Genomic DNA, 22512 nt, shown 5'->3' with positions numbered 1-22512 from the left:
CCCGCGTGCCCGCCACCCCGCGGGGGGGCGCCCGTCTCTCCGGCCGGCCCGCGGGGGCGCCACGCTCACCACCCCCCGCGGGCGCCGCCCCCGGCCGGGGGGGGCGCCCTCGTCGTTCCCGGGCGGCCGCTCGCGTGCCGCGCACCCGGACGGCCCGGCCCCCACCTCCGGACGGCGACCCCCTTCCGTCGTGAGAGCGCTCCCACTAGGGTGGGGCGCGCCAGCCACGACGTCGAAGGAGACGCTCATGACCCAGCACGGCGACCGCCCCGCACGCCTCGACCCGCCCGCCCCGGAGCCCGGCCCCGCACCCGAGCGGGGCATCGACCGCCGCACCGTGCTCGCCCTGGGCGGCGCGCTCGCACTCGCCGGGCTCACCGCGACGCCCGCCGCGGCGCGGCCGGGCGGCGCACCGCCCGCGCCGGGGCGACCCGGTGGCGGACCGGACCGCGGGAGCGCCGGGTCGGTCGGGCGCGCCCACGACTTCCTCGGGGCAGCCCTCGACGCCTACCCGGAGGTCGGCCCCGGCCCCCGTCTCGCGCAGTCGTACGCCGACCAGCTCGGGCTGTTCTCGACCGCCTTCGTCTACGACAACGCGCTCGCGATCCTCGCGAGCCTCACCGCCGGGCGCCGCTATCTCGACCGGGCGCGCGCGCTCGGCGACGGGCTCGTGTTCGCGCTCGAGCACGACCCCGAGCACGACGACGGCCGGCTGCGCCAGGCGTACAACGTCGGGCCGTACGTCTTCTACGACGGCACGCCCCAGGACCACGGGCTCGTGCTCCCGGACGGCACCGCGAACGTCGGGTGGCAGTTCGGGTTCCTCGGCACCGCGGTGGGCGACATGGCGTGGCCGGGCATCGCCCTGCTGCACCTGCACGCCGTCACGCGCGACCGGCGCTACCTCGACGCCGCCCGCCGGATCGCCGGGTGGGTCGTCGCGAACACGTGGTCGCACGAGCCCCTGGGCGGGTTCTCGTTCGGGGTGGACGGGGCGAACGCCCCGGTCCCCAACGGCTCGACCGAGCACAACATCGACTGCGTCGCGTTCTTCCGGCAGCTCGGCGCGGCCACGCGCGAGCGCCGCTGGACCGAGGCCGCCGCGCACGCGCGCGCGTTCGTCGACCGCATGTGGGAGCCCGACGGCGGCTACTGGTACACGGGCACGAACGACGGCGTCGAGATCAACCGGGACCCGCTCCCGCTCGACCCGCAGACGTGGGGGTGGCTCGCGCTGCGCGACCGCCGGCACGCCCGTGCGCTCGACTGGGCGGACGACACGCTCGCGACGCGCGACGTCGCGGGGGACGGGCTCTCGCAGCTCCCCGCGGGCACCGTCGTGGAGGGCGTGACGTTCTCGAGCGCGAGCCTGACGTCGACGGCGACGTACAACGACCGGCAGGTGCACCCGCAGGGCGTGTGGCTCGAGGGGACGGCGCAGCTCGCGTCGGCGCTCGCGGACCGCGGGGCGCGCGGACGCGGGAGCCGTGACGACCGCCGCCGGGGCCGGCGAGGCTGCGAGCGGCACGACGACCGCGACCGCGCCGAGGGCCTGCTGCGGGAGGTCCGGCTTGCGCAGGACCGCGTCGGGGCGGGCCAGACGATCGGCGGGACGCCCCTTCCGGAGCGGTCGGGCGTCGTGGCGGCGTCGAGCCTCCTCGACTCCGGGTTCGGCTTCGGGTACTTCCCGGTCCAGCACGTCGGCGCGACGTCGTGGTACCTGCTCGCAGCGGCGCGCGCGAACCCGCTGCAGCCGGGCCGGCTCGGCTGACGCGGGGCGTCAGGTGGTGGGGGCGGGGCCGGTCGTCGTCCCCACCACGAGCTCCACGTCGAGCTCGACGGTCGTCGGGGTCTCCCCGGCGAGCTGGCGGATGACGGCCCGCCCGAGCTCGGCGCCCTTGCGCGCGAGCGGCTGGTGGACGGTCGTGAGCACGTCCGGGGCGAGCCACGGCAGGTCGAGCCCGTCGAACCCGGCCACGGAGACGTCGTCGGGCACGCGCAGGCCGAGCTCGCGCGCGGCGAGCAGGGCTCCGGCGGCCAGGAGGTCCGAGTGCGCGATGACGGCGGTGGGCCGGGTGCTCGGATCGGCCGCGACGGTCGCGCCGTCCGCGCCGGGGCGCCCGAGCAGGGCGAGCGTCGCGGAGCGGCCGTGCTCGACGAGCGACGCCTCGGTCTCCCAGCTCGCCACGGGCTCGACGACGTCGCGCACGCCCGCGAGCCGGTTGGCCGTGGGCGTCCGGTCCACCTGCGCGAGCCGTTCGGCGTCGATCGGGCCGCTGCGGTCGGTGGTGTCGAGGGGGAGCGAGACCTCGGCGACGCGCGTGTGCCCGAGGTCGACGAGGTGGCGCACGACGTCGGCCGTGCCCGACCGGTCGCGGATGGCGACGAGCGGCGCGCCCTCGACCTCGCGGCCCTCGCCGACGACCACGGGCACGCCGCGCCGCTGCAGCGCGGCGAGCGTCGCGTCGTCGGTGCCGACGCCCCACACGAGGACGGCGACGTCCATCGCCGCGCTCTCGACGAGCGGGTCGACGGCGCGCGCCGGGTCGTCGGACGGGATGCCGGGGATGAGGAGCACGCCCAGGCCGTTCTCGCCGAGCGTCGAGACGAGACCGTCGAGGACCTGGACGGCGACGGGGTCGCGGAACGCGCGGCGCAGCTGGTCGCCCACGACGACGCCGACGACGCCCGAGCGGCCCGACCGCAGCTGGCGGCCGAGCGGGTTGGGGCCGGTGTACCCGAGCTCCTTCGCGGCGTCGAGCACGCGTGCGCGGGTCTCGGGCGTGATGGGCCCGGCGCCGGAGAACGCGAGCGACGCGGTCGAGACGGACACGCCCGCGAGCTCGGCGACCTTGGCGAGCGTGGGGCGGTGGCCGGACGCGGCGGTCCCGGGCTCCCGGTTGCCGGGGGTGTCGCTCATCACGCTCCCTGCCTCCCGCGCGTGCGGGATTCTCGATTGACGCGCGGCCAGCGTACCCGCACACTGGTGACCATGCCTCGAATCGATTCGAAGCGCTCTCTTCTCCGTCGGATCGAATCGATTCGAGGAGGTGCTGCGCAGTCCTCGCCCGACCCCTCGCACGACGCCCGCGCCCTGGCCAGGGCCCGCTGGGTGCTCCTCGGCGTGTTCGCGCTCAACGGCGTGATGATGTCGAGCTGGCTCGCGCGCATCCCCTCGGTGCGCGACGCGCTCGACCTCACCGCCGCGGACCTCGGCGTCGTCCTCCTCGCGGGGGCCGTCGGCGCCCTCGCCACCGTCACGGCGGCCGGCCCCTTCGTCGCGCGCTTCGGCGGCCGCGTCGCGTTCACCGTGTCGGCGCTGCTGTTCGGCGTCGCGTTCCTGCTGCTCGGCCTCGGGCCCGCGACCGGGTCGGTCGCGCTCCTCGCGGCGGGCATCTTCGTCAACGGGATGGCGTTCGCCCTCGGCAACGTGCCCATGAACGTGGAGAGCGCGGGCATCGAGCGCCGCGTCGGCCGCACGATCCTGCCCCAGTTCCACGCCGCGTTCTCCGTCGGCGCCGTCGTCGGGTCCCTCGTCGGCGCGGCGTGCGCGCACGCCCACGTGCCCGTGCTCGTCCAGTTCGTCGCGACCGGTGCCGTCGCCACGGTGTGGCGCCTCGCCGCGATACCGGCGACCGTGCACGACACGCTCCCGGTCCGGACCCCCGCGCCGCCCGCCCCCGCTCCGGTCGAGTCGCTCGGCGACGCGGTCGTCGACGTCGAGACCGCGGGCCTGCGGTCGCGCCTCGCGCGCCGCGGCGCCCGCCTCGGTGCCGCGCTCTCCGCGTGGCGCGAGCCCCGCACGCTGCTCATCGGCCTCGTCATCCTCTCGGCGGCGCTCTCCGAGGGGTCGGCGAACGACTGGCTGTCGCTCGCCGTCGTCGACGGGTTCGCCCAGACCGAGGCCGTCGGAGCCGTCGTGTTCGGCACGTTCGTCGCCGCGATGACCGTCATGCGCCTCGCCGGCACGCGGCTCATCGACCGCTTCGGGCGCGTCACCGTGCTGCGCGCCTCGGGCGTCGCGTCGATCGCCGGCCTCCTGCTCTTCGGCTTCGCGCCGACCCTCGGGCTCGCGGGCGTCGGCGTCGTGCTGTGGGGGTTCGGCGCGGCGCTCGCGGTGCCCGTCGGGATCGCCGCGGCCTCCGACGAGCCGCTGCGCGCCGCCGGCCGCGTGTCCGTCGTCTCCGCGTTCGCCTCGATGGCCTCGCTCGCCGCGCCCCCGCTGCTCGGGCTCGCCGCCGAGGCCGTGGGCGCCCGCCACGCGCTCGTGCTCATCGTCGGCGCGATGCTCCTCAGCGTCGTCCTCGCGCGTCAGGTCGCGCCGCTGCGCGCCGCGGCACCCGCGTCCGGGGCGTCGCGCCCCGGCCCGACCGCGGGGGACGTGACGCCGGACGGGGTGGAGGATGGTCCGGTGACCGACGCGCCCCGCCCCCGCCGGCCGCGCCGGCCCCGGACCGCCCGCGCCGGGTCGTCCGCCACCCGCCACCGTGCCGCGGCACGGCGCCCCCGAACCCGCCCGTCGCACCGCCGCGAGGAGACCTCCGCATGACCGCCCGCACCGACCGCCGCGCCGTCGCCCTGGCCACCTGGGCCGTGTTCGCGGTCTTCTTCCTCAACGGCTTCAACTTCGCGACCTGGGCGTCGCGCCTGCCCGCCGTGCGCGACTCGCTCGGGTTCACCGAGGCGCAGATGGGCCTGCTGCTGCTCTTCATGGCCGTCGGGTCGCTGCTCGCGCTCCCGCTCTCGGGCATGGTCGTGCAGCGCCTCGGCGCCTCGAAGGCCGTGACGCTGTTCGCGGTCGCGAACGTCGTCGGCCTCGTCACCGCCGTCACCGGCGTCGCGACCGGCGAGGACCTCGTCGTGCGCGTCGGGCTCTTCCTCGCGGGCGTCGGCACCGGGGTGTGGGACGCCGCGATGAACCTCGAGGGGGCCGCCGTCGAGCAGCGCCTCGGCAAGGCGATCATGCCGCGCTTCCACGCCGGCTTCTCCTTCGGCACGATGGCGGGCGCGGGCGTCGGCGCCGTCATGGCCGGGCTGCACGTCCCGGTCCAGGCCCACCTCACGGGCGCCGTCGTGCTCAGCCTCGTCGGCGTCCTGTGGTCCGTCCGGTTCTTCCTCCCCGCCGGGAAGGTCGACGACGCCCCCGAGGCGGCCGTCGAGACCGCGCAGGACGCCGCGGGCGCCGACCCGGCCGCCGCGGCCGGCAGCGGCGCGCCCCGCACCGCGGGCCAGGAGGCGCGCGGCGCGCTGAGCGCCTGGACCGAGCCGCGGACCCTGCTCATCGGCCTCGTCGTGCTCGCCGCCGCGCTCACCGAGGGCGCCGCGAACGACTGGGTGAGCCTCGCCGTCGTGGACGGCTTCGAGACGTCCGACGCCATGGGCGCGGTCGGGCTCGCCGTCTTCCTCACGGCGATGACGGGCATGCGCCTGCTCGGCACCGGGCTCCTCGACCGCTACGGCCGCGTCGTCGTGCTGCGGCTCTCCGCCGCGCTCGCACTCGTGGGCCTCCTGCTGTTCACGCTCGCACCGAGCATCTGGCTCGCGCTGCTGGGCGTCGTCGCGTGGGGCCTGGGGGCCGCGCTCGGGTTCCCGGTCGGGATGAGCGCCGCGTCCGACGACCCGGCCCGCGCCGCGGTGCGCGTGAGCGTCGTCGCGACGATCGGGTACTCGGCGTTCTTCATGGGGCCGCCCCTCATCGGCTTCCTCGCCGAGCACGTCGGCTACCGCGGCGCGCTGCTCGTCATCGCGGTGCCGGTCCTCGTCGGACTGCTCGTGGTGGGCGCGACGCGCCCGCTCCCGACGGCCGCGGGGTCGGCCGGCCGGCAGGCCGCGCGGAGCTCCCAGGAGACCCCCGGCCGCTGACGCGCCCGCGCGCGAACTACGCTGGGTCGGTGACCTGTGAACCCGCCGCCCCCGTCGACCGCGACCGCCCCGAGATCGCCGGGACGGCTCCCGGACTGCTCCCCGAGGCCGTCGGCACGCCCGCGCTCGCCGAGCTGACGACGCTGCGCGTGGGCGGGCCCGTCGACCGCTACGTCGAGGCGCACAGCGAGGCGGAGCTCGTCGAGACCGTGCGCGCCGCGGACGACGCGGGGGAGCCGCTGCTCGTCATCGGCGGCGGGTCGAACCTGCTCGTCGGCGACGCCGGGTTCGGCGGGGTCGTCGTGCGCGACCTGCGGCGCGGCATCACCGTCGACGCGGAGGACTCGTGCGGCGGCGCGAGCTTCCACGCGCCCGCCGGGCAGGACTGGGACGAGCTCGTGGCGCGCGCCGTCGCGGAGGAGTGGGTGGGCGTCGAGGCGCTCTCCGGCATCCCCGGGACCGTCGGCGCCGCGCCCGTGCAGAACATCGGCGCGTACGGGCAGGAGGTGTCGGGCGTCGTGTCGACCGTGCGCGTGTGGGACCGGGCGCGCTCGCGCGTGCGGACCCTCGCGGTCGGCGAGCTCGCGTTCGGGTACCGGACGTCGCTGCTCAAGCGGAGCATGCACGCGGCGGGGGAGAGCGGCGGGGACGGCGAGACGGGCGGCCCCTGGTACCCGACGCCCCGGTACGTCGTGCTCGACGTCGGCTTCCAGGCGCGGCTCGGGTCGCTCTCCGCGCCGGTCGCGTACCCCGAGCTCGCGCGGACGCTCGGCGTGCAGGTGGGCGACCGCGCCCCGAGCGCCGACGTGCGCGACGCCGTGCTCGCGCTGCGCGCGCGCAAGGGCATGCTGCTCGACGGCGTCGGGCCGGACGTCGCGACGGCGGACGGCGACGGGACCACCGGCCCGGACCACGACCGCTGGAGCGCCGGGTCGTTCTTCACCAACCCGGTCGTGCCTGCCGACCAGGCGGACCTCCTCCCGGCGGACGCGCCGCGCTACCCGGTGCGGACGGCGACGCCGAGCCGGACGACCGGGCCGAGCCTCGGGGAGATCGACCCGACGCTCGTGAAGACGTCGGCGGCGTGGCTCATCGAGCGCGCCGGGTTCGCCCGCGGCTTCGGCGTGCACGGGCCCGCGAGCCCCGCCCGCCTGTCCACGAAGCACACGCTCGCGCTGACGAACCGCGGCGGCGCGAGCGCGGAGGACCTCGTCGAGCTCGCGCGCGCGGTGCGCGACGGCGTCGCGGAGACGTTCGGCGTGGAGCTCGTCCCCGAGCCGGTGCTCGTCGGCGTCTCCCTCTGACGCCCCCGGCGGGTCGCGGTCAGTAGACGAGGACCGTGGTGCCCGGGTCGGCGTGCCAGGAGTCCCAGAGCCAGTTCATCGCGGAGTTCGCCACGCGCACGCACCCGTGCGACGCGGGCCACGGCGGGATCGAGCCGGAGCCGTGCACGGCGATGCCGCCCGTGAAGAACTTCGGGCGCCACATGTCGCCGAGCTCGAGGCTCGAGGAGTGGTTGCCGTCGACCTGCCGGCCCACGTGGAACGTGCCGCGCGGCGTGGTCGCGCGGTAGGTGCGGCCCTTCGCCTCGTACGACTCGCCGTTCCCGGACGACGCGTTGACGACCGTGACGACGCGGCCGTCCTCGACGGCGAGGAGGAGCTGGCGGTCGAGGTCGATCTCGACGACCTTGCCGGAGCCGCTGCGCGGCTGCGGCGCGACGCCCTGGTCGAGCGCGGCCTGCGTCGCCGGGCCGACGACGCCGTCGCGCGAGAGGCCGGCGGCCTTCTGCAGCGCCCACACGGCCTGCTGCGTCCCCGGGCCGAAGTCGCCGTCGGGCGCGCCGATGAAGTAGCCGAGGTCGGCGAGGCGCTGCTGGAGCGCGACGACGCGCTCGCCCGTCGCGCCCCGGGCGAGCTCCGCGGGCTCCTCCGGGGCCGGCGGGGGATCGGGCGTCGGCTCGGGCGCGGGCGGCGGTGTGCTCGGCTCGGGGTCCGGCGTGGGCTCGGGCGTCTCGGTCTCGGCGGGGGAGGGCTCGGGCTCGGTGGTCGGCTCGGCGCTCGGCCCGGTGGTCGTCGGCTCCGGGTCCGGCGTCGTGGGCGCGTCGGCGGTCGCTGACGGCGTCCGCCCGGGCTCGAGGTCGGGCAGCCCGGCCTGGCACCCGGCGAGCGCGAGCGCTGCGACGAGCGCGGGCACGACGGCGCGCGCGAGGACTCCAGGGTTGCGCCCTCCCCGGCGCGGCAACCGCGCCGCCTCGACCCGGTTCCCCGACGTGCCGGTCGTCGCTCCGTGCTCCACGTTCTCCCCCTCCGTGTCCCGCGGTACGCGCCGCGGAGGTCCATCATGCGCCGTGCCGGGCCCCGGGACGGTGCGGTTCCGCGATCGGCGGCGGATCGTGACCCTGTCGTGACGCACGGGCGGCCTCGTGCCCTCGTCGCGCGCGCACTCGTCATCCGTGCCGTCCTCTCGCGCGGCGTCGGGTGCGCGGCTCGGCACCGGTCCGGGGCCTCCCGCGGTGCGGCTCAGCGCCGGCCCGGGTCGTCCGGGGGCGCGTCGAGCAGGGCGGCGCGCACGACGTCGAGGATCGCCTCGTCCGCCAGGCCCGCCTCGCGTCCCGCGCGGACGACCTCGTGCGCGGCGTGGCGTGCGGCGACGTCCGCGGGGGAGACGCCGTCGGCGACGACGGTGCCTGCGCGGCGGCGGCTCGTGACGACGCCGGACGCCTCGAGCTCGCGGTACGCGCGCGCGACGGTCCCGGGCGCGAGGCCGAGGTCGGTCGCGAGGGCGCGGATCGTCGGGAGCCTGTCGCCCACGCGCAGCCGCCCCGCGGCGACGTGCGCGATGACCTGGCTCCGGATCTGCTCGTACGGCGCGACCCCGGAGCGCAGGTCGATCTCGACGCGGAGCTCAGGCGACGGCACGGCCGCCTCCCGCCGCGTCGGGCGCGGCACCGGCCTCCTCGACCGACGCGTCCGGGTCCGGCGCGGGGCGGACGACGACCGCGACGGCCGCCACGGCGAGCACGACCGCGACGACGACGAGGACCACGGCACCGGGGTAGCCCGCGCGCGCCGCGGCGTTCGCGCCGACGCCGAGCGTCCCGGCGGCCGTGAGGCCGAGCGCGAGCTGCGTGCCGCGCAGGACCCGGTGCGCGGACGCGCGGCGCAGGCCCATGTCCCAGGCGGCGTCGACCTGCGCGACGGCGGGGCGTCGCGCGACGAGGCGCAGCACGCCCTCGGCGCCCGCGACGAGCAGCACCGCGGCGAGCGCGAGCCACGTGCCGTAGAACCAGCCCGGGTAGGGGCCGGCCGTGGAGGTCACGTCACCCGCGACGCGCGTCACCGACCGGCCGTCGGCGCCGGCCGTGAGCCCGCCGACGACGGCGAGCAGCACGACGAGCGCCGCGAGCGACCACGTGAGGCGCCGCAGACCGCGGGGTGCGACGTCGGCGGCCGTCCGCGGGCGCAGCGTGGCCGCGCGCACGGCGGTGCGGGGGCGGGGCCACGTGAGCTCCCCGACGGCGTGCGCGCCGAGGAGCGCCAGTCCGACGACGGCGGGGGCCAGGCCCACGAGCACGCCCTCCGCGAGCCCGCCCACGACGTCCGTGACCGCCTGCGTGAGCGCCGCGCCCGCGAGGACGGCCGCGGCGACCGCGGCGACGCTCACCGTGGTCGCGTGCCGCCGCGCGGCCCGGCGGACCGGGTCAGCCCCGGCGACGTCGGCGAGCGTCGGCCCGGACGAGCGCGCCACGGCCCGGACCGCGAGCACGACGACGAGCGCGAGCGTCGCGAGCGCGGCGACCACCGCGCCGCTCCACAGCACGTCGTACGCGGCGGGCAGGAACAGGTCGACCGCGGGCGGTTGCTCGGTCGTCGTTTGTACCAACATATGAATACATTCGCACGCGTGGGGTCGCCCGCGCAAGGCCGTGCTGCCCGCGCCGGGATCGCGGATGAGAGAGCTCTCATCGCGGTCTCACCGTCGGCCCACCCGGACGGGGTTGCCTGGCCCCATGACGCTCGCCGCTCCCGCGCCCGACCAGCGCGCCTGGCTCGACCTGCTCACCGCCCCGGAGGCGGGCGAGCTCCTCGCCGTGGCGCTCGGTGCCGACGGCGCGAGCCTCGACACGTGGCGCGTCCACCAGGTCCACGCACGCCCGGGCGCGGAGGTGACGGTCGGCTACGACGTCGTCGCGCGCCGCGCGCTCGCCCCCCGCTCCGGCGCGTCCGTCGACGCCTCCGAGTACCTCCTCGCGACGACCGCGCCCCTGTCGCCCGACGCCGCCGGGCCCGGGGTCGTCCGCCTCGCGGACGGCCCACGCGTCGTGCACGTGTGGCGGCACCCGGCCGACCCGCTGCTGCCCGGCCTCGCGGCGGCCTGCGACGCGCACGAGCTCACGCGCCGGCTCGACGCCGCGGGCGCGCTCGCGCCGGGCGAGACCGTCGACGCCGTCGAGATGGTCGCCTACCGGCCGCTGCGGCGCGCGGTGCTGCGCGCGCGCACCGCGGCGCGCACCGTGTACGTCAAGGTCGTCCGGCCCGACCGCACCCGCTCGCTCGTCCGCCGCCACGACCTCCTGCGCACCACCGCGGTGCGCGCCCCGCGCTGCCTCGCGTGGGACGACGACGGCGTGGTCGTCCTCGCCGAGGCGAGCGGCACCTCGCTCGCGCAGCACCTCGCGGACGCGAGGCCGACCGGCCAGCCCACCGCGATCGACCCGCGCGAGCTCGTCCGCGCGCTCGACGCGCTCCCGGCGCGCGCGACGACCCTGCGGCGCCGCCCCGCGTGGTCCGAGCGCGTCGAGCACTACGCGGCCTCGGCGCTCGCGGTCCACGGCCTCGACGGCGCGCGCGTCGGGCGCGTGGCGCGCGGCGTCCGCGCGGCGGTCGACGCGCTCGACCCCGGCCCCGTCGTCGCGACGCACGGCGACTTCTACGAGGCGAACCTCCTGCTCGAGCCCGGCTCGTCCCACGTCGGGGTCCTGCTCGACGTCGACACCCTCGGCCCCGGCCACCGCGTGGACGACCTCGCGTGCCTCGTCGCGCACCTCGCCGTGCTGCCCGCGCTCGCCCCCGACGTGTACGCGGGCGTGCCCGCGCTCGTCGAGCGGTGCCTCGTGGTGTTCGGGGAGGACGTCGACCCCGCGGGGCTTCGGGCGCGCGCGGCGGGCGTCGTGCTGTCCCTGACGACCGGCGCGGCCACCCGCGACCTCGCCGACGCCTGGCTCGGCGTCGCGGAGGCGCTGCTCGACGCGGCGGGCGCACCCGCCCTCGCGTCCGCGCCGCTTCCTGAGAGCACTCTCATCGGCTCCTCCTCGAGGTCTCACGCGTGAGCGAGAGGCTCGAGCCGTGCACGACCGAGGGGTCGTGCCCACCACCGGACGAAGGAGAAGGATCATGAAGGCACGCAGCGCGTGGATCGTCACCGGGGCGCTCGGCGCGGTCGGTCTCGGGGCCACGGTGGCCACCGCCCAGGGTGTGTTCGACGCCCCCGAGCCCGCGACCGTCTCGCCGTCGGTCGAGGTGGGTACGCCGGCGAGCACGTCCACGAGCACGCCGACCGACGCGCCGACGTCGTCCGTGACCCCGAGCCCGACGGACGTCCAGAACGGGACGTCGATCACGACCGTCACCGCGAACACGTCGCCGTCGCCGAACACCTCCGGCTCGCCGAACACCTCCGGCTCGCCCGTGACGAGCCAGACGGCGAACACGGCGCCGACGGCGAACACGCCGAACACGGCGAACACGCCGAACACCCCGAACACGCCGCCGAGCCCCGTGACGCCGCCGTCGCCGCAGTCCGCGGACTGACGCCCGGCCGCCCGCACGACGACGCCCGCCCCGGGACCCCAGGGGCGGGCGTCGTCGTGCCCGGGGCCGCGGGCCGCTCGCGCACGGGGTCACCGCGTCGGGGACGCGGGAGCGGGGGCGGCAGGCGGATCCCGGGTCAGCGGGCGTCGGCGAGCCGGTAGCCCATGCCGCGCACGGTGACGAAGTGCTCCGCGCCGAGCTTGTTGCGCAGGTAGCGCACGTACACGTCGACCACGTTGGACCCGGGGTCGAAGTCGTAGCCCCACACGCGCGACAGGAGCTGCTCGCGGCTGAGCACCTGACCGGGGTTGCGCAGGAACGCCTCGGCGAGCGCGAACTCGCGCGCGGACAGGTCCACCTCGCGGTCGGCGGTCCGTGCCCGGCGCGTGCGCAGGTCGAGGCTGAGGCCCCCGTGGGACAGCACGGTGACCTCGCCCGCGGGCTCGCTGCGCAGGCGCAGCCGGATGCGCGCGAGGAGCTCCTCGAACCGGAACGGCTTGGCCATGTAGTCGTCGGCGCCGCCCTCGAGCCCCGCGACGGTGTCCGTGACGGACGTGCGCGCGGTGAGGATGATGACGGGGATCGCGTTGCCGGTCTCGCGCAGGCGGCGCAGCACCGTGAAGCCGTCCTGGTCGGGGAGCCCGAGGTCGAGCACGAGGAGGGCGAAGTCGCCCGTGCTCGCGAGGTCGAACGCCTCGCGCCCGGTCGTCACCGTCGTGCTCGCGTAGCCCGCGGCGCGCAGGCCCTTGGCCACGAACGCCGCGATGCGGGTCTCGTCCTCCGCGACGAGGATCTGGCTCACCGGGTGGTCCTTCCGTCGGGGGCGGGGTGCGGGGAGTCGTCGGGGCGCTGCCCGGGCCCGTCACCGGGCAGTGCCGGGGTGGGGGCGGACGGGGCGCTCGGCACCGTCGGGGCGGTCGGCGCGACCGGGCCGGGAGGCGCCGCGGCGGCCGGGCCGGGGCCCTCGTCCGCCGGCACCGGGACGAGCGGCAGGTCGAGCGTGAACGTCGACCCGACGCCCGGCGTCGACGCGACGAGGACCCGGCCGCCGTGGCCCGCCGCGATGGCCGCGACGATCGCGAGCCCGAGGCCCGCGCCCTCGGGGTGGGCCCGGCCGGGCGTCGTCGCCTGGGCGAAGCGCTCGAAGATGCGCGAGTGCTCGTCCGGCGCGATCCCGACGCCCTCGTCGCGGACCCACACGCGCACGTGCGCGCCGTCGTCCGACACGGCCGAGCCGAGCGCGACGACCGACCCGGGAGCCGAGAACTTCACCGCGTTGGCCGCGAGCTGCAGGAGCGCCTGGGTGAGGCGCTGCGCGTCGACGCGCGCGGCGACGTCGGCCCGCGCGTCGACGAGCCAGCGGCGGTCGCCGAGCGTGCGCACCTTGTCGTGCACGTCGTCGAGCAGGCGGCCGAGGTCGACGTCGAGGGGGCGGACGAAGTCGGGGCGCCCCGCCGTCGCGAGCGTCGCGAGGTCGTCCACGAGGCGGTTCATGCGGTCGAGCTCGTCGAGCGCGAGGTCGCGCGTCTCGGACGCGTCCGCGGCGTCGTGCGGGTCCATGAGCTCGAGGTGGCCGCGGACCACGGTGAGCGGCGTGCGCAGCTCGTGCCCGACGTCGTCGAGGAGCCTGCGCTGCGACTCGAACGCCCCCTCGAGGCGGTCGAGCATCCCGTTGACGGTGCGCGAGAGGTCGGAGAGGTCGTCGTTGCCCGTGACGGGGATGCGCGCGGACAGGTCCGTGTCGCCGATGCGCTGCGCGGTGCGCGACAGCGCGCGGATCGGCTGCAGGAGGCGGCCCGCGACGACCCACCCGACGACGCCGATGAGCACGAGCGCGCCGAGCGCGACGACCGCGTACGTCCGGAAGACCTGGGCGAACTCCGCGTGCTCGGCACCGCGGTCGTAGGCGAGCACGAGCGCCGCGGGCTCCTGCCCGGCGCCCACGGCGCCCACGGCGTCGACGGACCGCACGGGCGCCACGAGGGCGCGGTAGTCGCCCGTCGCCGTGCGCGGCGAGCGCAGCACGACGTCGTCGCCGCCCACGAGCGGGGCGAGCGCGGCGACGAGCTCGGCGTCGTCCTCGAGCCGCAGCCGCACGTCCTGCTGCGAGACGAGCGGGGCGCGGCCCTCGCGCAGCCCGAGGATGCCCTCGTTGTGCGCCGGGACGGTGAGCTGGATCGCCGCGACGACGACGTCCTCGGGCGACGTGAAGGGCTCGCCCGTCACCGGGTTCACGCCCGACGCGGCGAGCGTCGCGAGCTCCTCGGCGCTGCGCTCGAGGCTGTCCTCGATGCGGGCGTCGACCTGCTCGCGCTGCAGGAACCACGCCGCGCCGCCCGCGAGCAGGAGCGCGAGGGCGGACAGCCCGAGGAACGCCGCGAGCATGCGCGTGCGGACGGTGAGCCCCGCGCCGCGCGTCCGCCGGCTCATCCGTCGCCCCGGTCGGAGCCGCTGCGGTCGTCGTCGTCATCATCGTCGTCGTCGTCGCTCGACGGCGGGACGGGGGTCACGCGGTCGTCGTCGTCGTCGTCCGCGTCGTCGTCATCGTCGTGGTCCGCGTCGTCGTCGGGCGACGTGCTCGGTGTCGGGTCGGGGACCGGCGTCCGCGTGGGCGACGGCGACACCGGCACGGGCGTCACGACGACGGCGCCCCCGACCTGGCGGTCGTCGGGCCGCGTCGCGACGGCCGCCGCCGCGGCCGCGCCGCCCAGGACGAGCACGAGCACGCCCACGATCCACGCGACGGTCCGGCGAGTCATGCGTCCAGTATCCGAGAGGCGGATGAGACGCACATGAGAGAGCCGGTCAGGGCGCCGCGAGCCAGTCGTCGACACCGGCCAGCAGCCGCTGCTTCGTCGCCGCCGACGCGCGGCTCGCCCGGATCGACGACCGCGCGAGCGCCGCGAGCTCCTCGTCGGAGAAGCCGTGCTCGTCGCGCGCGGTCTCGTACTGCGCGACGAGCCGCGACCCGAAGAGCAAGGGGTCGTCGGCGCCGAGCGCGACGCGCGCCCCCGCGTCCACGAGCGCGCCGAGCGGCACCTGCGTCGCGTCCTCGTACACCCCGAGCGAGACGTTCGACGCCGGGCACACCTCGAGCGCGATCCCGCGGTCCACGAGGTCGTCGAGCACGCGGCGGTCCTCGGCCGACCGCACGCCGTGGCCGAGCCGGTCCGGCACGAGCTCGCGCACGACGTCGTGCACGTGCCCCGGGCCCAGCAGCTCCCCGCCGTGCGGCACCGACGCGAGCCCCGCCCGGCGCGCGATCGCGAACGCGCGCGCGAACTCCGCCGTGTCGCCCCGCCGCTCGTCGTTGCTCAGGCCGAACCCCACGACCTCCCCGGCGCCCTCGCCCGCGTACTGCGCCGCGAGCCGCGCGAGCGTGCGCGCGTCGAGCGGATGCCGCGTGCGGGACGCCGCGACGACGACCGCGACCTCCGTCCCCGTCGCGGCGCTCGCGGACCGTGCGGCGTCGAGCACGATCTCCACCGCCGGGGTGATGCCGCCCACGAACGGCGCGTACGACGTCGGGTCCACCTGGATCTCGAGCCGACCCGACCCCTCCGCGGCGTCGTCCTGCGCGGCCTCCAGCACGATCCGCCGCATGTCCGCCTCCGAGCGCACGCACGCGCGCGCCGCGTCGTACAGGCGCTGGAACCGGAACCACCCGCGCTCGGTGGGGGGCAGCCGCAGCGGGTCGCCGTCGACGAGCGCGTGCGGGAGGCGCACGTCGTACTGCGCGGCGAGGTCGCGCAGCGTGTCCGGGCGCATCGAGCCGGTGAAGTGCAGGTGCAGGTGGGCCTTCGGGAGCGTCGCCAGGTCTCGCACACCGGGGAGTGTGTCACGCGGACGCGACGCCCGCCGTCGGCGCGCGTCACACGTCGGGCAGGAACCCCCGCTGCATCGCGACCGTCACCGCGGCCGTGCGGTCGTCGACGCCCAGCTTCGCGAACGCGCGCAGCAGGTGCGTCTTGACCGTCGCCTCCGTGATGAACAGCTCGCGCCCCACCGCCGCGTTCGACAGCCCGCGCGCCACGAGCCGCAGCACCTCGACCTCGCGGTCCGTGAGGCGGTCCGTGCCCCGGACCGAGGTGACGAGGCGCGTCGCGACGCTCGGCGCGAGCACCGTCTGGCCGCGCGCGGCCGCGCGGACCCCTGCGACGAGCTCGTCGCGCGGCGTGTCCTTGAGCAGGTAGCCCGTCGCGCCCGCCTCGACCGCGCGCAGGATGTCCGCGTCCGTCTCGTACGTCGTGAGCACCACGACCCGCGGCGCGGACCCCGCAGCGGGGCCTCGGCCGGGGCTCGCGAGGATCGCCGTCGTCGCGCCCACCCCGTCCAGGACGGGCATCCGCAGGTCCATGAGCACGACGTCGGGCGCGACCTCGGCCGCGAGCCGCACCGCCTGCTCGCCGTCGCCCGCCTCCCCGACGACCTCGAGGTCCGGCTCGGCGGCGAGCATGCCGACGATGCCGGACCGCACGACGGGGTGGTCGTCCACGACGAGCACCCGCACCACGGCGCCGTCCCGGCTCATCGTGACCCACCCGTCGGCGACGGGGCGGCGCTCGGCGCGGTCGCCGCCGGGCCGAGCGGCCCCCGCTCGCGGGCCGGCAGCCGCACCACGACGCGCGTGCCGCCGCCCGGCGCCGGACCCACGTGCATGCTCCCGCCCTCGGCCGCCGCGCGCTCGCGCATGCCGCGCAGGCCGTACCCCTCGACGACGCCGTCCGGCAGCCCGCGCCCGTCGTCCGTCACCTCGAGCACCGTCCCGTCCTCGTCCTGGCGCAGCGCCACGCGCACCGCGCGCGCCGCCGCGTGCCGCCGCACGTTCGTCAGCGCCTCCTGCGCCGAGCGCAGCAGCACGACCTCCTCCGCGCTCGACAGCGCGGGCACCTCGACCCCCGCGAGCTCCGCGCGCGTGCCCGTCTCCTCCGCGAAGCGCGCCACGAGGCGGCGCAGCGCCTGGCCGAGCGTCCCGTCCTGCAGGGGCGCGGGCGCCGACGCGGCGACGAGCGCGCGCGCCTCCGCGAGGTTGTCCCGCGCCGTCGACTCCACGAGCCCCAGGCGCTCGCGCGCGTCGTCGACGGCGCCGCGGTCGAGGTCGGCGCTCGCGGCCTGCGCGAGCATGACGACGCTCGTGAACCCCTGGGCGAGCGTGTCGTGGATCTCCTGCGCCACGCGCTCGCGCTCGGCCAGGACCCCCGCGTCGTGCGACGTCCGGGCGAGCTCGGCCTGCGTCGCGCGCAGCTCGTCCACGAGCCGGGCGTGCCGCTCGGCCTGGCGCATCGTGTGCGCGGTCCACAGGCCGAGGCTCAGCGCGAACGCGAGCGCGACGCCCATCTGCGGCGCCGTGCTCGCGAGGTCGCCCGCCTCGACCCGACCCGTCGCCGGGTCGAACGCGAGCGCGAGGGCCGTCCCCGCGGCGAGCGCGGTGCACAGCGCCACCTGCGCCCACAGGTGCTCCGACAGCATCCAGATCTGCGTGAACACCGCGAACAGCAGGAGCGTGCCGAGCGAGTCCTGGCCCACGACCACGACCGTGCCCGCGATCGCGACGAGCAGGTAGGCGTGCGCCGTCACCTGGTCGCGCGAGCGCGCCGCGCGCCGGCCCCAGCCGACGTAGCCCACGACGATCGCCACGATCGCGGCGACGGACACGGCGAGCGCCGTGCCCCGGATCCCCGCGGTGAGCAGCGCGAGCGCGCTGAGCGCCGCGATGACGTAGAACGCGACGTCCCACCAGCGCACGTCGCGCGCCCACGTCCCGTCGAGCTCGGCGGCGGCCTCGGCGCCCGGGCCGCCGCCGGGAGGCGTCTCAGCCGTCGTCACGGCGCCGCCACCGGAACGTGCGCGCACCGACCACGAGTCCCACGACCAGCCATGCGACCAGTACAGCAGCGGTCGCGCCGTGCTGCCACGACCCCGACGGCTCCAGCGCCGCGGCCTGCTCCGGGAGGAACACCGAGCGCATGCCCTGCGCCATCCACTTGAGGGGGAACACCGACGCGACGGTCTGCATCCACGTCGGCAGCGCGAAGAAGGCGAAGAACACCCCGGAGATGAACTGCAGGACGAGCACGACCGGCGTGATGACCGCCGTCGCGGACCTGCCCGAGCGGGGCAGCGACGAGAACGCGACGCCGCACACCGCGCCCGCGGCGCACCCGAGCACGAACACCCACGCGAAGGTCGCGAGGCGTCCCGCGGCGTCCGGCATGTCCCACGGCATCGGCACGTCGTAGACGACGGCCGCGAGCGCGAGCAGGAGCGCCGTCTGCACGACCGACGTCGCGAGCACGAGGCCGACCTTGCCGTAGAAGTACGCCGCCGCCGGCAGGGGCGTCGCGCGCAGCCGCTTGAGGCTGCCGTCGTCGCGCTCGACGGCGATCGAGATCGCGAGCGACTGGAAGCTCGTGAGCATGACGCCCGTCGCGATCATGCCGGGCAGGAAGTACTGCGCGAACGGCACGGAGTAGTCGCCCGTGCCCTGGTCCTGGCCGTCGAACACCGTCGCGAAGATCGCGAGCATGATGAGCGGGTACGTGAAGATGAAGATCACGGCGTCGCGCTCGCGGAAGAACGCGCGCAGCTCGGCGCGCGTGCGCTCGACGCCGAGGCGGCCGGTCCCGGGCAGGGCGGCCGCGCGCGGGGCACGGACGGTCGGGGCTGCGGTCACGGTCGGGCCTCCTCGGGGACGACGGCGCGCGGGCCGTCGGGCGTGCGGGCGTCGGCGGGTGCGGGGCGCGTCGGCGCGGCGGGGTCCGGGTCGGCACCCGCGGCCGGCTCGCCGATGAGCTCGAGGTAGACGTCCTCGAGGCTCGGGCGCACGACCTCGAGCCCCGGGACCTCGCCGTCGGGTCCGGCGAGGCGCGCGGCGAGCGACGCGACCAGCGCCGTGGGGGAGTCGGTGCGCTCCGAGCGCCGCACCCCGCCGTCGAGCCACCGCACGACGGGGCGCCGCGCGGCGGGCCCGCCGAGCCGGTCGGGTGCGTCGAGCGCGACGACCCGGCCCGCGCGCACGACGGCGGCGCGGTCCGCGAGGTGCGCCGCCTCGTCGAGGTAGTGGGTCGTCAGGAGGATCGTCGTGCCGTCCTCGCGCAGCGACCGCACGAGGGCCCAGAACGAGCGGCGCGCCTGCGGGTCGAAGCCCGTCGTCGGCTCGTCGAGGAACAGCAGCTCGGGTCGACCGACGATGCCGAGCGCGACGTCGAGCCGGCGGCGCTGACCGCCGGAGAGCTGGCGCGTGCGCGTGCGGGCCTTCTCGCGCAGCCCGACGGCGTCGATCACCTCGTCGGGGTCGCGCGGGCGCGGGTAGAACGTCGCGAAGTGCCGCACGAGCTCGGCGACCGTGAGCTCGGCCTGGTCGCGCGAGTCCTGCAGCACGACGCCGAGGCGCGAGCGCCAGGCGCGCCCGGCGGTCTGCGGGTCCTCGCCGAGCACGCGGACCTCGCCCGCGTCGCGGTGGCGGAACCCCTCGAGGATCTCGACGGTCGTCGTCTTGCCGGCGCCGTTCGGGCCGAGGACCGCGAAGATCTCGCCGCGCTCGACCCGCAGGTCGATGCCGTCCACGGCGCGCTTGGCGCCGTAGCTCTTGCGCAGGCCGCGCACGTCCACGGCCGGTCCGCCGGGCCCGGGACCGGTGCCGCCGGAGCCGGGGGAAGGGTGTGTCGTCGTCATGCGACCAGCGTCCCGCGGCGCGCCCGGCGCCCGCGACGGCCGTTCGTCCGGACCGCGCGTCCACCGATCGGTGGACGGTGGTTCGACCAGGGGCCGCGCGTCGCGTACAGTAATCCCTCGGTGGTTGACGCCCGCCACGCTGGTCCGCGCCCGTGAGACGTGTTCTCGCCCGGGACGAACCGCGTGCACGGTGCCGTCGAGCACGAAGGGTAGTGGCGCAATTGGTAGCGCAGCGGTCTCCAAAACCGCAGGTTGCAGGTTCGAGTCCTGTCTACCCTGCACGACGTGGCTCCCCGAGGGACTCCCCGGGGACCGCGCGCGGCCCGGCACCGGGTCGCACCGAGGGTTCGAGCAGGTCCCGTACGTGAGCGATGGGGAAGAACGAGTGAGCGAATCGCCGTCAGAGGCCGTGGGTGCAGGCGGCGCACGCGCCGACGAGGTGAAGAAGAAGGGCCGTCCGTCCACGGACAAGAAGCCCAACGTCTTCGCGCGCATCGCCCTCTTCGTCCGCCAGGTCGTCGCCGAGCTCCGCAAGGTGGTCACGCCGACGCGGTCCGAGCTCATCACGTACACGTCCGTCGTTCTCGTCTTCGTGGTCGTGGTCATGGCGTTCGTGACCGTGCTCGACTTCCTCATCGGGAAGGGCACCCTGTGGCTGTTCGGGAACTAGCCCGGACCAGCACCGCGTAGGACCACCGGTCGTCGGCGCCCCTCGGGGCGCCTTCGGCGCTTCCAGAAGAAGTCATCGAGCAATTCGCCAGAAAGCAGGTTCGTTCGTGTCCCAGGAGTCGCTGGACCAGACGGAGAACGTCGACCCGACGCAGCCCGAGGGTGCCCAGGACGACGTGGACGAGACCACGGACGTCCCGGAGGCCGACGAGCAGGCGGACGAGGCCGACGACGCGACGGACGCCGAGCCCGCGGACGCGGACGACGAGCCCGCCGACGAGCGCCCGGTCGACGAGGACGGCGACGTCATCGAGGACCCGGTCGAGGAGTTCAAGCGCACGCTGCGCTCGCAGCCGGGCGACTGGTACGTCATCCACTCCTACGCGGGCTACGAGAACCGTGTGAAGGCCAACCTGGAGAACCGCATCCAGAGCCTGAACATGGAGGACTACATCTTCCAGATCGAGGTCCCCATGGAGGAGGTGGCCGAGATCAAGAACGCCCAGAAGAAGATCGTCCGACGCGTCCGCATCCCCGGCTACGTCCTCGTGCGCATGGACCTCACCGACGAGTCGTGGGGCGCGGTGCGCCACACGCCCGGCGTCACCGGGTTCGTCGGCCACACCCACCAGCCCGTGCCGCTGACGCTCGACGAGGTCTTCTCGATGCTCGCGCCGATGCTGGCCCCCGCCCCGGAGCCCGGCAAGCCCGCCCAGGCCGCCGCGAAGGCTCCCGTCGAGGTCGACTTCACGGTCGGCGAGTCGGTCACCGTCACGGACGGTCCGTTCGACACGCTGCCCGCCACGATCTCCGAGATCAACGTCGAGAACCAGAAGCTCAAGGTCCTCGTCTCCATCTTCGGCCGGGAGACCCCGGTCGAGCTGTCGTTCAACCAGGTCGCCAAGATCTGACGCGCCGCACGGCACCGGCCGTGCGCGCGTGAGCGCAGTACTGCAACCGGGTCATCGCCCACGGCGTCGGCCCACGAGAAGAAAGTCAGGGAAGAGTCATGCCTCCCAAGAAGAAGGTCTCCGGCCTCATCAAGCTCCAGATCCAGGCCGGTGCGGCGACGCCCGCCCCGCCGATCGGCCCCGCGCTCGGTCAGCACGGCGTGAACATCATGGAGTTCTGCAAGGCGTACAACGCGGCGACCGAGTCGCAGCGCGGCAACGTCATCCCGGTGGAGATCACGGTCTACGAGGACCGCTCCTTCACCTTCGTGACGAAGACCCCGCCGGCCGCGGAGCTCATCAAGAAGGCCGCGGGCGTCCAGAAGGGCTCGGCCACGCCGCACACCGTCAAGGTCGCGAAGATCACCGCGGACCAGGTGCGCGAGATCGCCCAGACCAAGCTCGAGGACCTCAACGCGAACGACATCGACGCCGCGTCGAAGATCATCGCGGGCACGGCCCGCTCGATGGGCATCACCGTCGAGGGCTGACGACAGACCACGTCCGTCCGGGACGCTCCACGCCTCCCGGACGACGTACCGGGGCCGGCGCGCATCCGCGTGCCGGCCTCGGGCACGACGTCGATCCGCACCCGCGGACGACGGTGGCAGGGTCCGCGCGGACCCGCTGACCACGACTGCAGAGGAGAAGCAGATGGCAACGCGCAGCAAGGCGTACCGCAACGCCGAGGAGAAGATCGACCGCGAGCGTCTCTACGCGCCGCTCGAGGCGATCCGTCTCGCCAAGGAGACGTCGACCGTGAAGTACGACGCGACCGTCGAGGTCGTGTTCCGCCTGGGTGTCGACCCGCGCAAGGCGGACCAGATGGTCCGCGGCACGGTCAACCTGCCCCACGGCACGGGCAAGACCGCCCGCGTCATCGTCTTCGCGAACGCCGCGAAGGCGGAGGAGGCCCGTGCGGCCGGTGCCGACGAGGTCGGCGGCGACGACCTCATCGAGAAGGTCGCCGGTGGCTACACCGACTTCGACGCCGCCGTGGCGACGCCGGACCTCATGGGCAAGGTCGGCCGCCTGGGCAAGGTGCTCGGCCCCCGCGGTCTCATGCCGAACCCGAAGACCGGCACCGTGACGATGGACGTGGCGAAGGCCGTGTCCGACATCAAGGGCGGCAAGATCGAGTTCCGCGTCGACAAGCACGCGAACCTGCACTTCATCATCGGCAAGGTCTCGTTCGACGAGAAGGCGCTCGTGGAGAACTACGCGGCGGCTCTCGACGAGGTCCTGCGTCTCAAGCCGACGTCGTCGAAGGGCCGATACATCACCAAGGCCACGCTGACGACGACGATGGGCCCCGGCATCCCGCTGGACCAGTCCAAGACGACGAAGCTGCTCGAGGACGACGCCGCCTGACGGCAGTCCTCCCGTGGGCGGACTCTCCGCCCGCACCCCGCACGACGGCGCGGGGCCCACCCGGGGTGGCGCGCCGGGGGGGTGTGGGGGGTGGGCCCGGTCAGAACACCCCGGGGGGGGGGGGGGTGAGCAGGGGCCCCCGGGCGTGCAGACGCCCCCCAGGCCCCGCTGGG

At 76.1% G+C, this 22512-nt stretch carries 22 protein-coding genes and 1 tRNA gene; 11 read left to right on the top strand and 12 right to left on the bottom strand.

The annotated features are described in order from the left end of the window. Positions 1 to 247: 247 nt before the first annotated feature. Complete coding sequence (locus tag GYH36_RS15940; RefSeq protein ID WP_162290348.1) at positions 248 to 1771, top strand: YyaL domain-containing protein; 1524 nt, start codon at positions 248 to 250, stop codon at positions 1769 to 1771. 9 nt (positions 1772 to 1780) lie between these two features. On the opposite strand, the gene GYH36_RS15935 is transcribed toward GYH36_RS15940, so the two are convergent. Next, a complete protein-coding gene (locus GYH36_RS15935) occupies positions 1781 to 2920 on the bottom strand; it encodes a LacI family DNA-binding transcriptional regulator (RefSeq protein WP_162290347.1) in 1140 nt (379 codons plus the stop codon). Positions 2921 to 3112: 192 nt separating this feature from the next. Between GYH36_RS15935 and GYH36_RS15930 the strand changes: the two genes are divergently transcribed. The 3 genes from GYH36_RS15930 (at position 3113) to GYH36_RS15920 (ending at position 7166) form a co-directional block, all read left to right on the top strand. Further along, positions 3113 to 4549 carry an MFS transporter gene (locus GYH36_RS15930; protein ID WP_312028675.1) on the top strand — a complete coding sequence of 479 codons (1437 nt, stop codon included), beginning with the start codon at positions 3113 to 3115 and terminating at the stop codon, positions 4547 to 4549. Then, a complete protein-coding gene (locus tag GYH36_RS15925; RefSeq protein WP_155098344.1) occupies positions 4546 to 5862 on the top strand; it encodes an MFS transporter in 1317 nt (438 codons plus the stop codon). Before GYH36_RS15930 ends, GYH36_RS15925 begins: the two co-directional genes overlap by 4 nt. A gap of 95 nt (positions 5863 to 5957) precedes the next feature. Continuing rightward, on the top strand, positions 5958 to 7166 hold the full coding sequence (locus GYH36_RS15920) for a UDP-N-acetylmuramate dehydrogenase (RefSeq protein ID WP_034604116.1): 1209 nt from the start codon (positions 5958 to 5960) through the stop codon (positions 7164 to 7166). A gap of 19 nt (positions 7167 to 7185) precedes the next feature. Here GYH36_RS15920 and GYH36_RS15915 read toward each other — a convergent pair whose 3' ends face one another. From GYH36_RS15915 to GYH36_RS15905, 3 genes are all read right to left on the bottom strand, one after another. After that, positions 7186 to 8160 (bottom strand): L,D-transpeptidase family protein, encoded by a 975-nt coding sequence (locus GYH36_RS15915; protein WP_312028674.1) that lies wholly within the window; start codon positions 8158 to 8160, stop codon positions 7186 to 7188. 224 nt (positions 8161 to 8384) lie between these two features. Then, the gene (locus GYH36_RS15910) at positions 8385 to 8783 is read right to left on the bottom strand and encodes a GntR family transcriptional regulator (protein ID WP_162290345.1); all 399 of its coding nucleotides are present in this window, start codon (positions 8781 to 8783) and stop codon (positions 8385 to 8387) included. Further along, complete coding sequence (locus GYH36_RS15905) at positions 8770 to 9750, bottom strand: hypothetical protein (protein WP_143314256.1); 981 nt, start codon at positions 9748 to 9750, stop codon at positions 8770 to 8772. Before GYH36_RS15905 ends, GYH36_RS15910 begins: the two co-directional genes overlap by 14 nt. Before the next feature lie 124 nt (positions 9751 to 9874). Between GYH36_RS15905 and GYH36_RS15900 the strand changes: the two genes are divergently transcribed. Both GYH36_RS15900 and GYH36_RS15895 read left to right on the top strand, forming a co-directional pair. Continuing rightward, entirely contained in the window at positions 9875 to 11194 is a 1320-nt protein-coding gene (locus GYH36_RS15900) for a phosphotransferase family protein (protein ID WP_162290344.1), read from the top strand. A gap of 64 nt (positions 11195 to 11258) precedes the next feature. Then, positions 11259 to 11675 carry a superantigen-like protein SSL4 gene (locus GYH36_RS15895; RefSeq protein ID WP_162290343.1) on the top strand — a complete coding sequence of 139 codons (417 nt, stop codon included), beginning with the start codon at positions 11259 to 11261 and terminating at the stop codon, positions 11673 to 11675. A gap of 136 nt (positions 11676 to 11811) precedes the next feature. Here GYH36_RS15895 and GYH36_RS15890 read toward each other — a convergent pair whose 3' ends face one another. The 8 genes from GYH36_RS15890 to GYH36_RS15855 are packed head-to-tail and all read right to left on the bottom strand — an operon-like array spanning position 11812 to position 19349. After that, positions 11812 to 12477, bottom strand: coding sequence for a response regulator transcription factor (locus GYH36_RS15890; protein WP_024840287.1), 666 nt, complete (start codon positions 12475 to 12477; stop codon positions 11812 to 11814). Then, positions 12474 to 14105 carry a sensor histidine kinase gene (locus GYH36_RS15885; RefSeq protein ID WP_203231941.1) on the bottom strand — a complete coding sequence of 544 codons (1632 nt, stop codon included), beginning with the start codon at positions 14103 to 14105 and terminating at the stop codon, positions 12474 to 12476. Before GYH36_RS15885 ends, GYH36_RS15890 begins: the two co-directional genes overlap by 4 nt. Then, positions 14102 to 14434 carry a hypothetical protein gene (locus tag GYH36_RS15880; RefSeq protein ID WP_203231940.1) on the bottom strand — a complete coding sequence of 111 codons (333 nt, stop codon included), beginning with the start codon at positions 14432 to 14434 and terminating at the stop codon, positions 14102 to 14104. The genes GYH36_RS15885 and GYH36_RS15880 overlap by 4 nt, the downstream gene beginning before the upstream one ends. A gap of 46 nt (positions 14435 to 14480) precedes the next feature. Next, positions 14481 to 15500, bottom strand: coding sequence for an adenosine deaminase (locus GYH36_RS15875; protein ID WP_115942057.1), 1020 nt, complete (start codon positions 15498 to 15500; stop codon positions 14481 to 14483). Between the two features lie 46 nt (positions 15501 to 15546). Then, a complete protein-coding gene (locus GYH36_RS15870; RefSeq protein ID WP_034604093.1) occupies positions 15547 to 16206 on the bottom strand; it encodes a response regulator in 660 nt (219 codons plus the stop codon). Then, entirely contained in the window at positions 16203 to 17501 is a 1299-nt protein-coding gene (locus GYH36_RS20385) for a sensor histidine kinase (RefSeq protein WP_081772305.1), read from the bottom strand. The genes GYH36_RS15870 and GYH36_RS20385 overlap by 4 nt, the downstream gene beginning before the upstream one ends. After that, positions 17488 to 18348: an ABC transporter permease gene (locus tag GYH36_RS15860; protein WP_115942058.1), complete on the bottom strand. Its 861-nt coding sequence runs from the start codon at positions 18346 to 18348 to the stop codon at positions 17488 to 17490. Before GYH36_RS15860 ends, GYH36_RS20385 begins: the two co-directional genes overlap by 14 nt. Next, a complete protein-coding gene (locus GYH36_RS15855) occupies positions 18345 to 19349 on the bottom strand; it encodes an ABC transporter ATP-binding protein (RefSeq protein WP_081772290.1) in 1005 nt (334 codons plus the stop codon). The genes GYH36_RS15860 and GYH36_RS15855 overlap by 4 nt, the downstream gene beginning before the upstream one ends. Before the next feature lie 206 nt (positions 19350 to 19555). On the opposite strand from GYH36_RS15855, the gene GYH36_RS15850 reads away from it, so the two are divergent. From GYH36_RS15850 to rplA, 5 genes are all read left to right on the top strand, one after another. Next, positions 19556 to 19628 (top strand) — tRNA-Trp (locus GYH36_RS15850). A 130-nt stretch (positions 19629 to 19758) separates the two neighbouring features. Further along, positions 19759 to 20019, top strand: a complete 261-nt coding sequence (gene secE, locus GYH36_RS15845) for a preprotein translocase subunit SecE (protein ID WP_051471589.1) — start codon at positions 19759 to 19761, stop codon at positions 20017 to 20019. 106 nt (positions 20020 to 20125) lie between these two features. After that, positions 20126 to 20929 carry a transcription termination/antitermination protein NusG gene (gene nusG, locus GYH36_RS15840; RefSeq protein WP_024840296.1) on the top strand — a complete coding sequence of 268 codons (804 nt, stop codon included), beginning with the start codon at positions 20126 to 20128 and terminating at the stop codon, positions 20927 to 20929. Between the two features lie 98 nt (positions 20930 to 21027). After that, positions 21028 to 21459 carry a 50S ribosomal protein L11 gene (gene rplK / locus GYH36_RS15835; protein ID WP_155098352.1) on the top strand — a complete coding sequence of 144 codons (432 nt, stop codon included), beginning with the start codon at positions 21028 to 21030 and terminating at the stop codon, positions 21457 to 21459. A 163-nt stretch (positions 21460 to 21622) separates the two neighbouring features. Next, on the top strand, positions 21623 to 22339 hold the full coding sequence (gene rplA, locus GYH36_RS15830; protein WP_024840298.1) for a 50S ribosomal protein L1: 717 nt from the start codon (positions 21623 to 21625) through the stop codon (positions 22337 to 22339). The last annotated feature ends 173 nt before the right edge of the window (positions 22340 to 22512 follow it).

Origin of the sequence: Cellulosimicrobium composti (assembly GCF_010287905.1) — a bacterium.
In the GTDB taxonomy this organism is placed as follows: Bacteria; Actinomycetota; Actinomycetes; order Actinomycetales; family Cellulomonadaceae; genus Cellulosimicrobium; species Cellulosimicrobium composti.
Note: the sequence above shows the minus strand (reverse complement) of the source record. Positions and strands in the feature narration are given on the sequence as shown.

Coding starts and splice junctions, on each gene's coding strand:
- GYH36_RS15900 (WP_162290344.1), top strand. CDS start 9,875: ATGACGCTCGCCGCTCCCGCGCCCGACCAGCGCGCCTGGCTCGACCTG.
- GYH36_RS15895 (WP_162290343.1), top strand. CDS start 11,259: ATGAAGGCACGCAGCGCGTGGATCGTCACCGGGGCGCTCGGCGCGGTC.
- GYH36_RS15925 (WP_155098344.1), top strand. CDS start 4,546: ATGACCGCCCGCACCGACCGCCGCGCCGTCGCCCTGGCCACCTGGGCC.
- GYH36_RS15880 (WP_203231940.1), bottom strand. CDS start 14,434: ATGACTCGCCGGACCGTCGCGTGGATCGTGGGCGTGCTCGTGCTCGTC.
- GYH36_RS15935 (WP_162290347.1), bottom strand. CDS start 2,920: ATGAGCGACACCCCCGGCAACCGGGAGCCCGGGACCGCCGCGTCCGGC.
- rplK (WP_155098352.1), top strand. CDS start 21,028: ATGCCTCCCAAGAAGAAGGTCTCCGGCCTCATCAAGCTCCAGATCCAG.
- GYH36_RS15870 (WP_034604093.1), bottom strand. CDS start 16,206: ATGAGCCGGGACGGCGCCGTGGTGCGGGTGCTCGTCGTGGACGACCAC.
- GYH36_RS15885 (WP_203231941.1), bottom strand. CDS start 14,105: ATGAGCCGGCGGACGCGCGGCGCGGGGCTCACCGTCCGCACGCGCATG.
- GYH36_RS15940 (WP_162290348.1), top strand. CDS start 248: ATGACCCAGCACGGCGACCGCCCCGCACGCCTCGACCCGCCCGCCCCG.
- GYH36_RS15905 (WP_143314256.1), bottom strand. CDS start 9,750: ATGTTGGTACAAACGACGACCGAGCAACCGCCCGCGGTCGACCTGTTC.
- GYH36_RS15855 (WP_081772290.1), bottom strand. CDS start 19,349: ATGACGACGACACACCCTTCCCCCGGCTCCGGCGGCACCGGTCCCGGG.
- rplA (WP_024840298.1), top strand. CDS start 21,623: ATGGCAACGCGCAGCAAGGCGTACCGCAACGCCGAGGAGAAGATCGAC.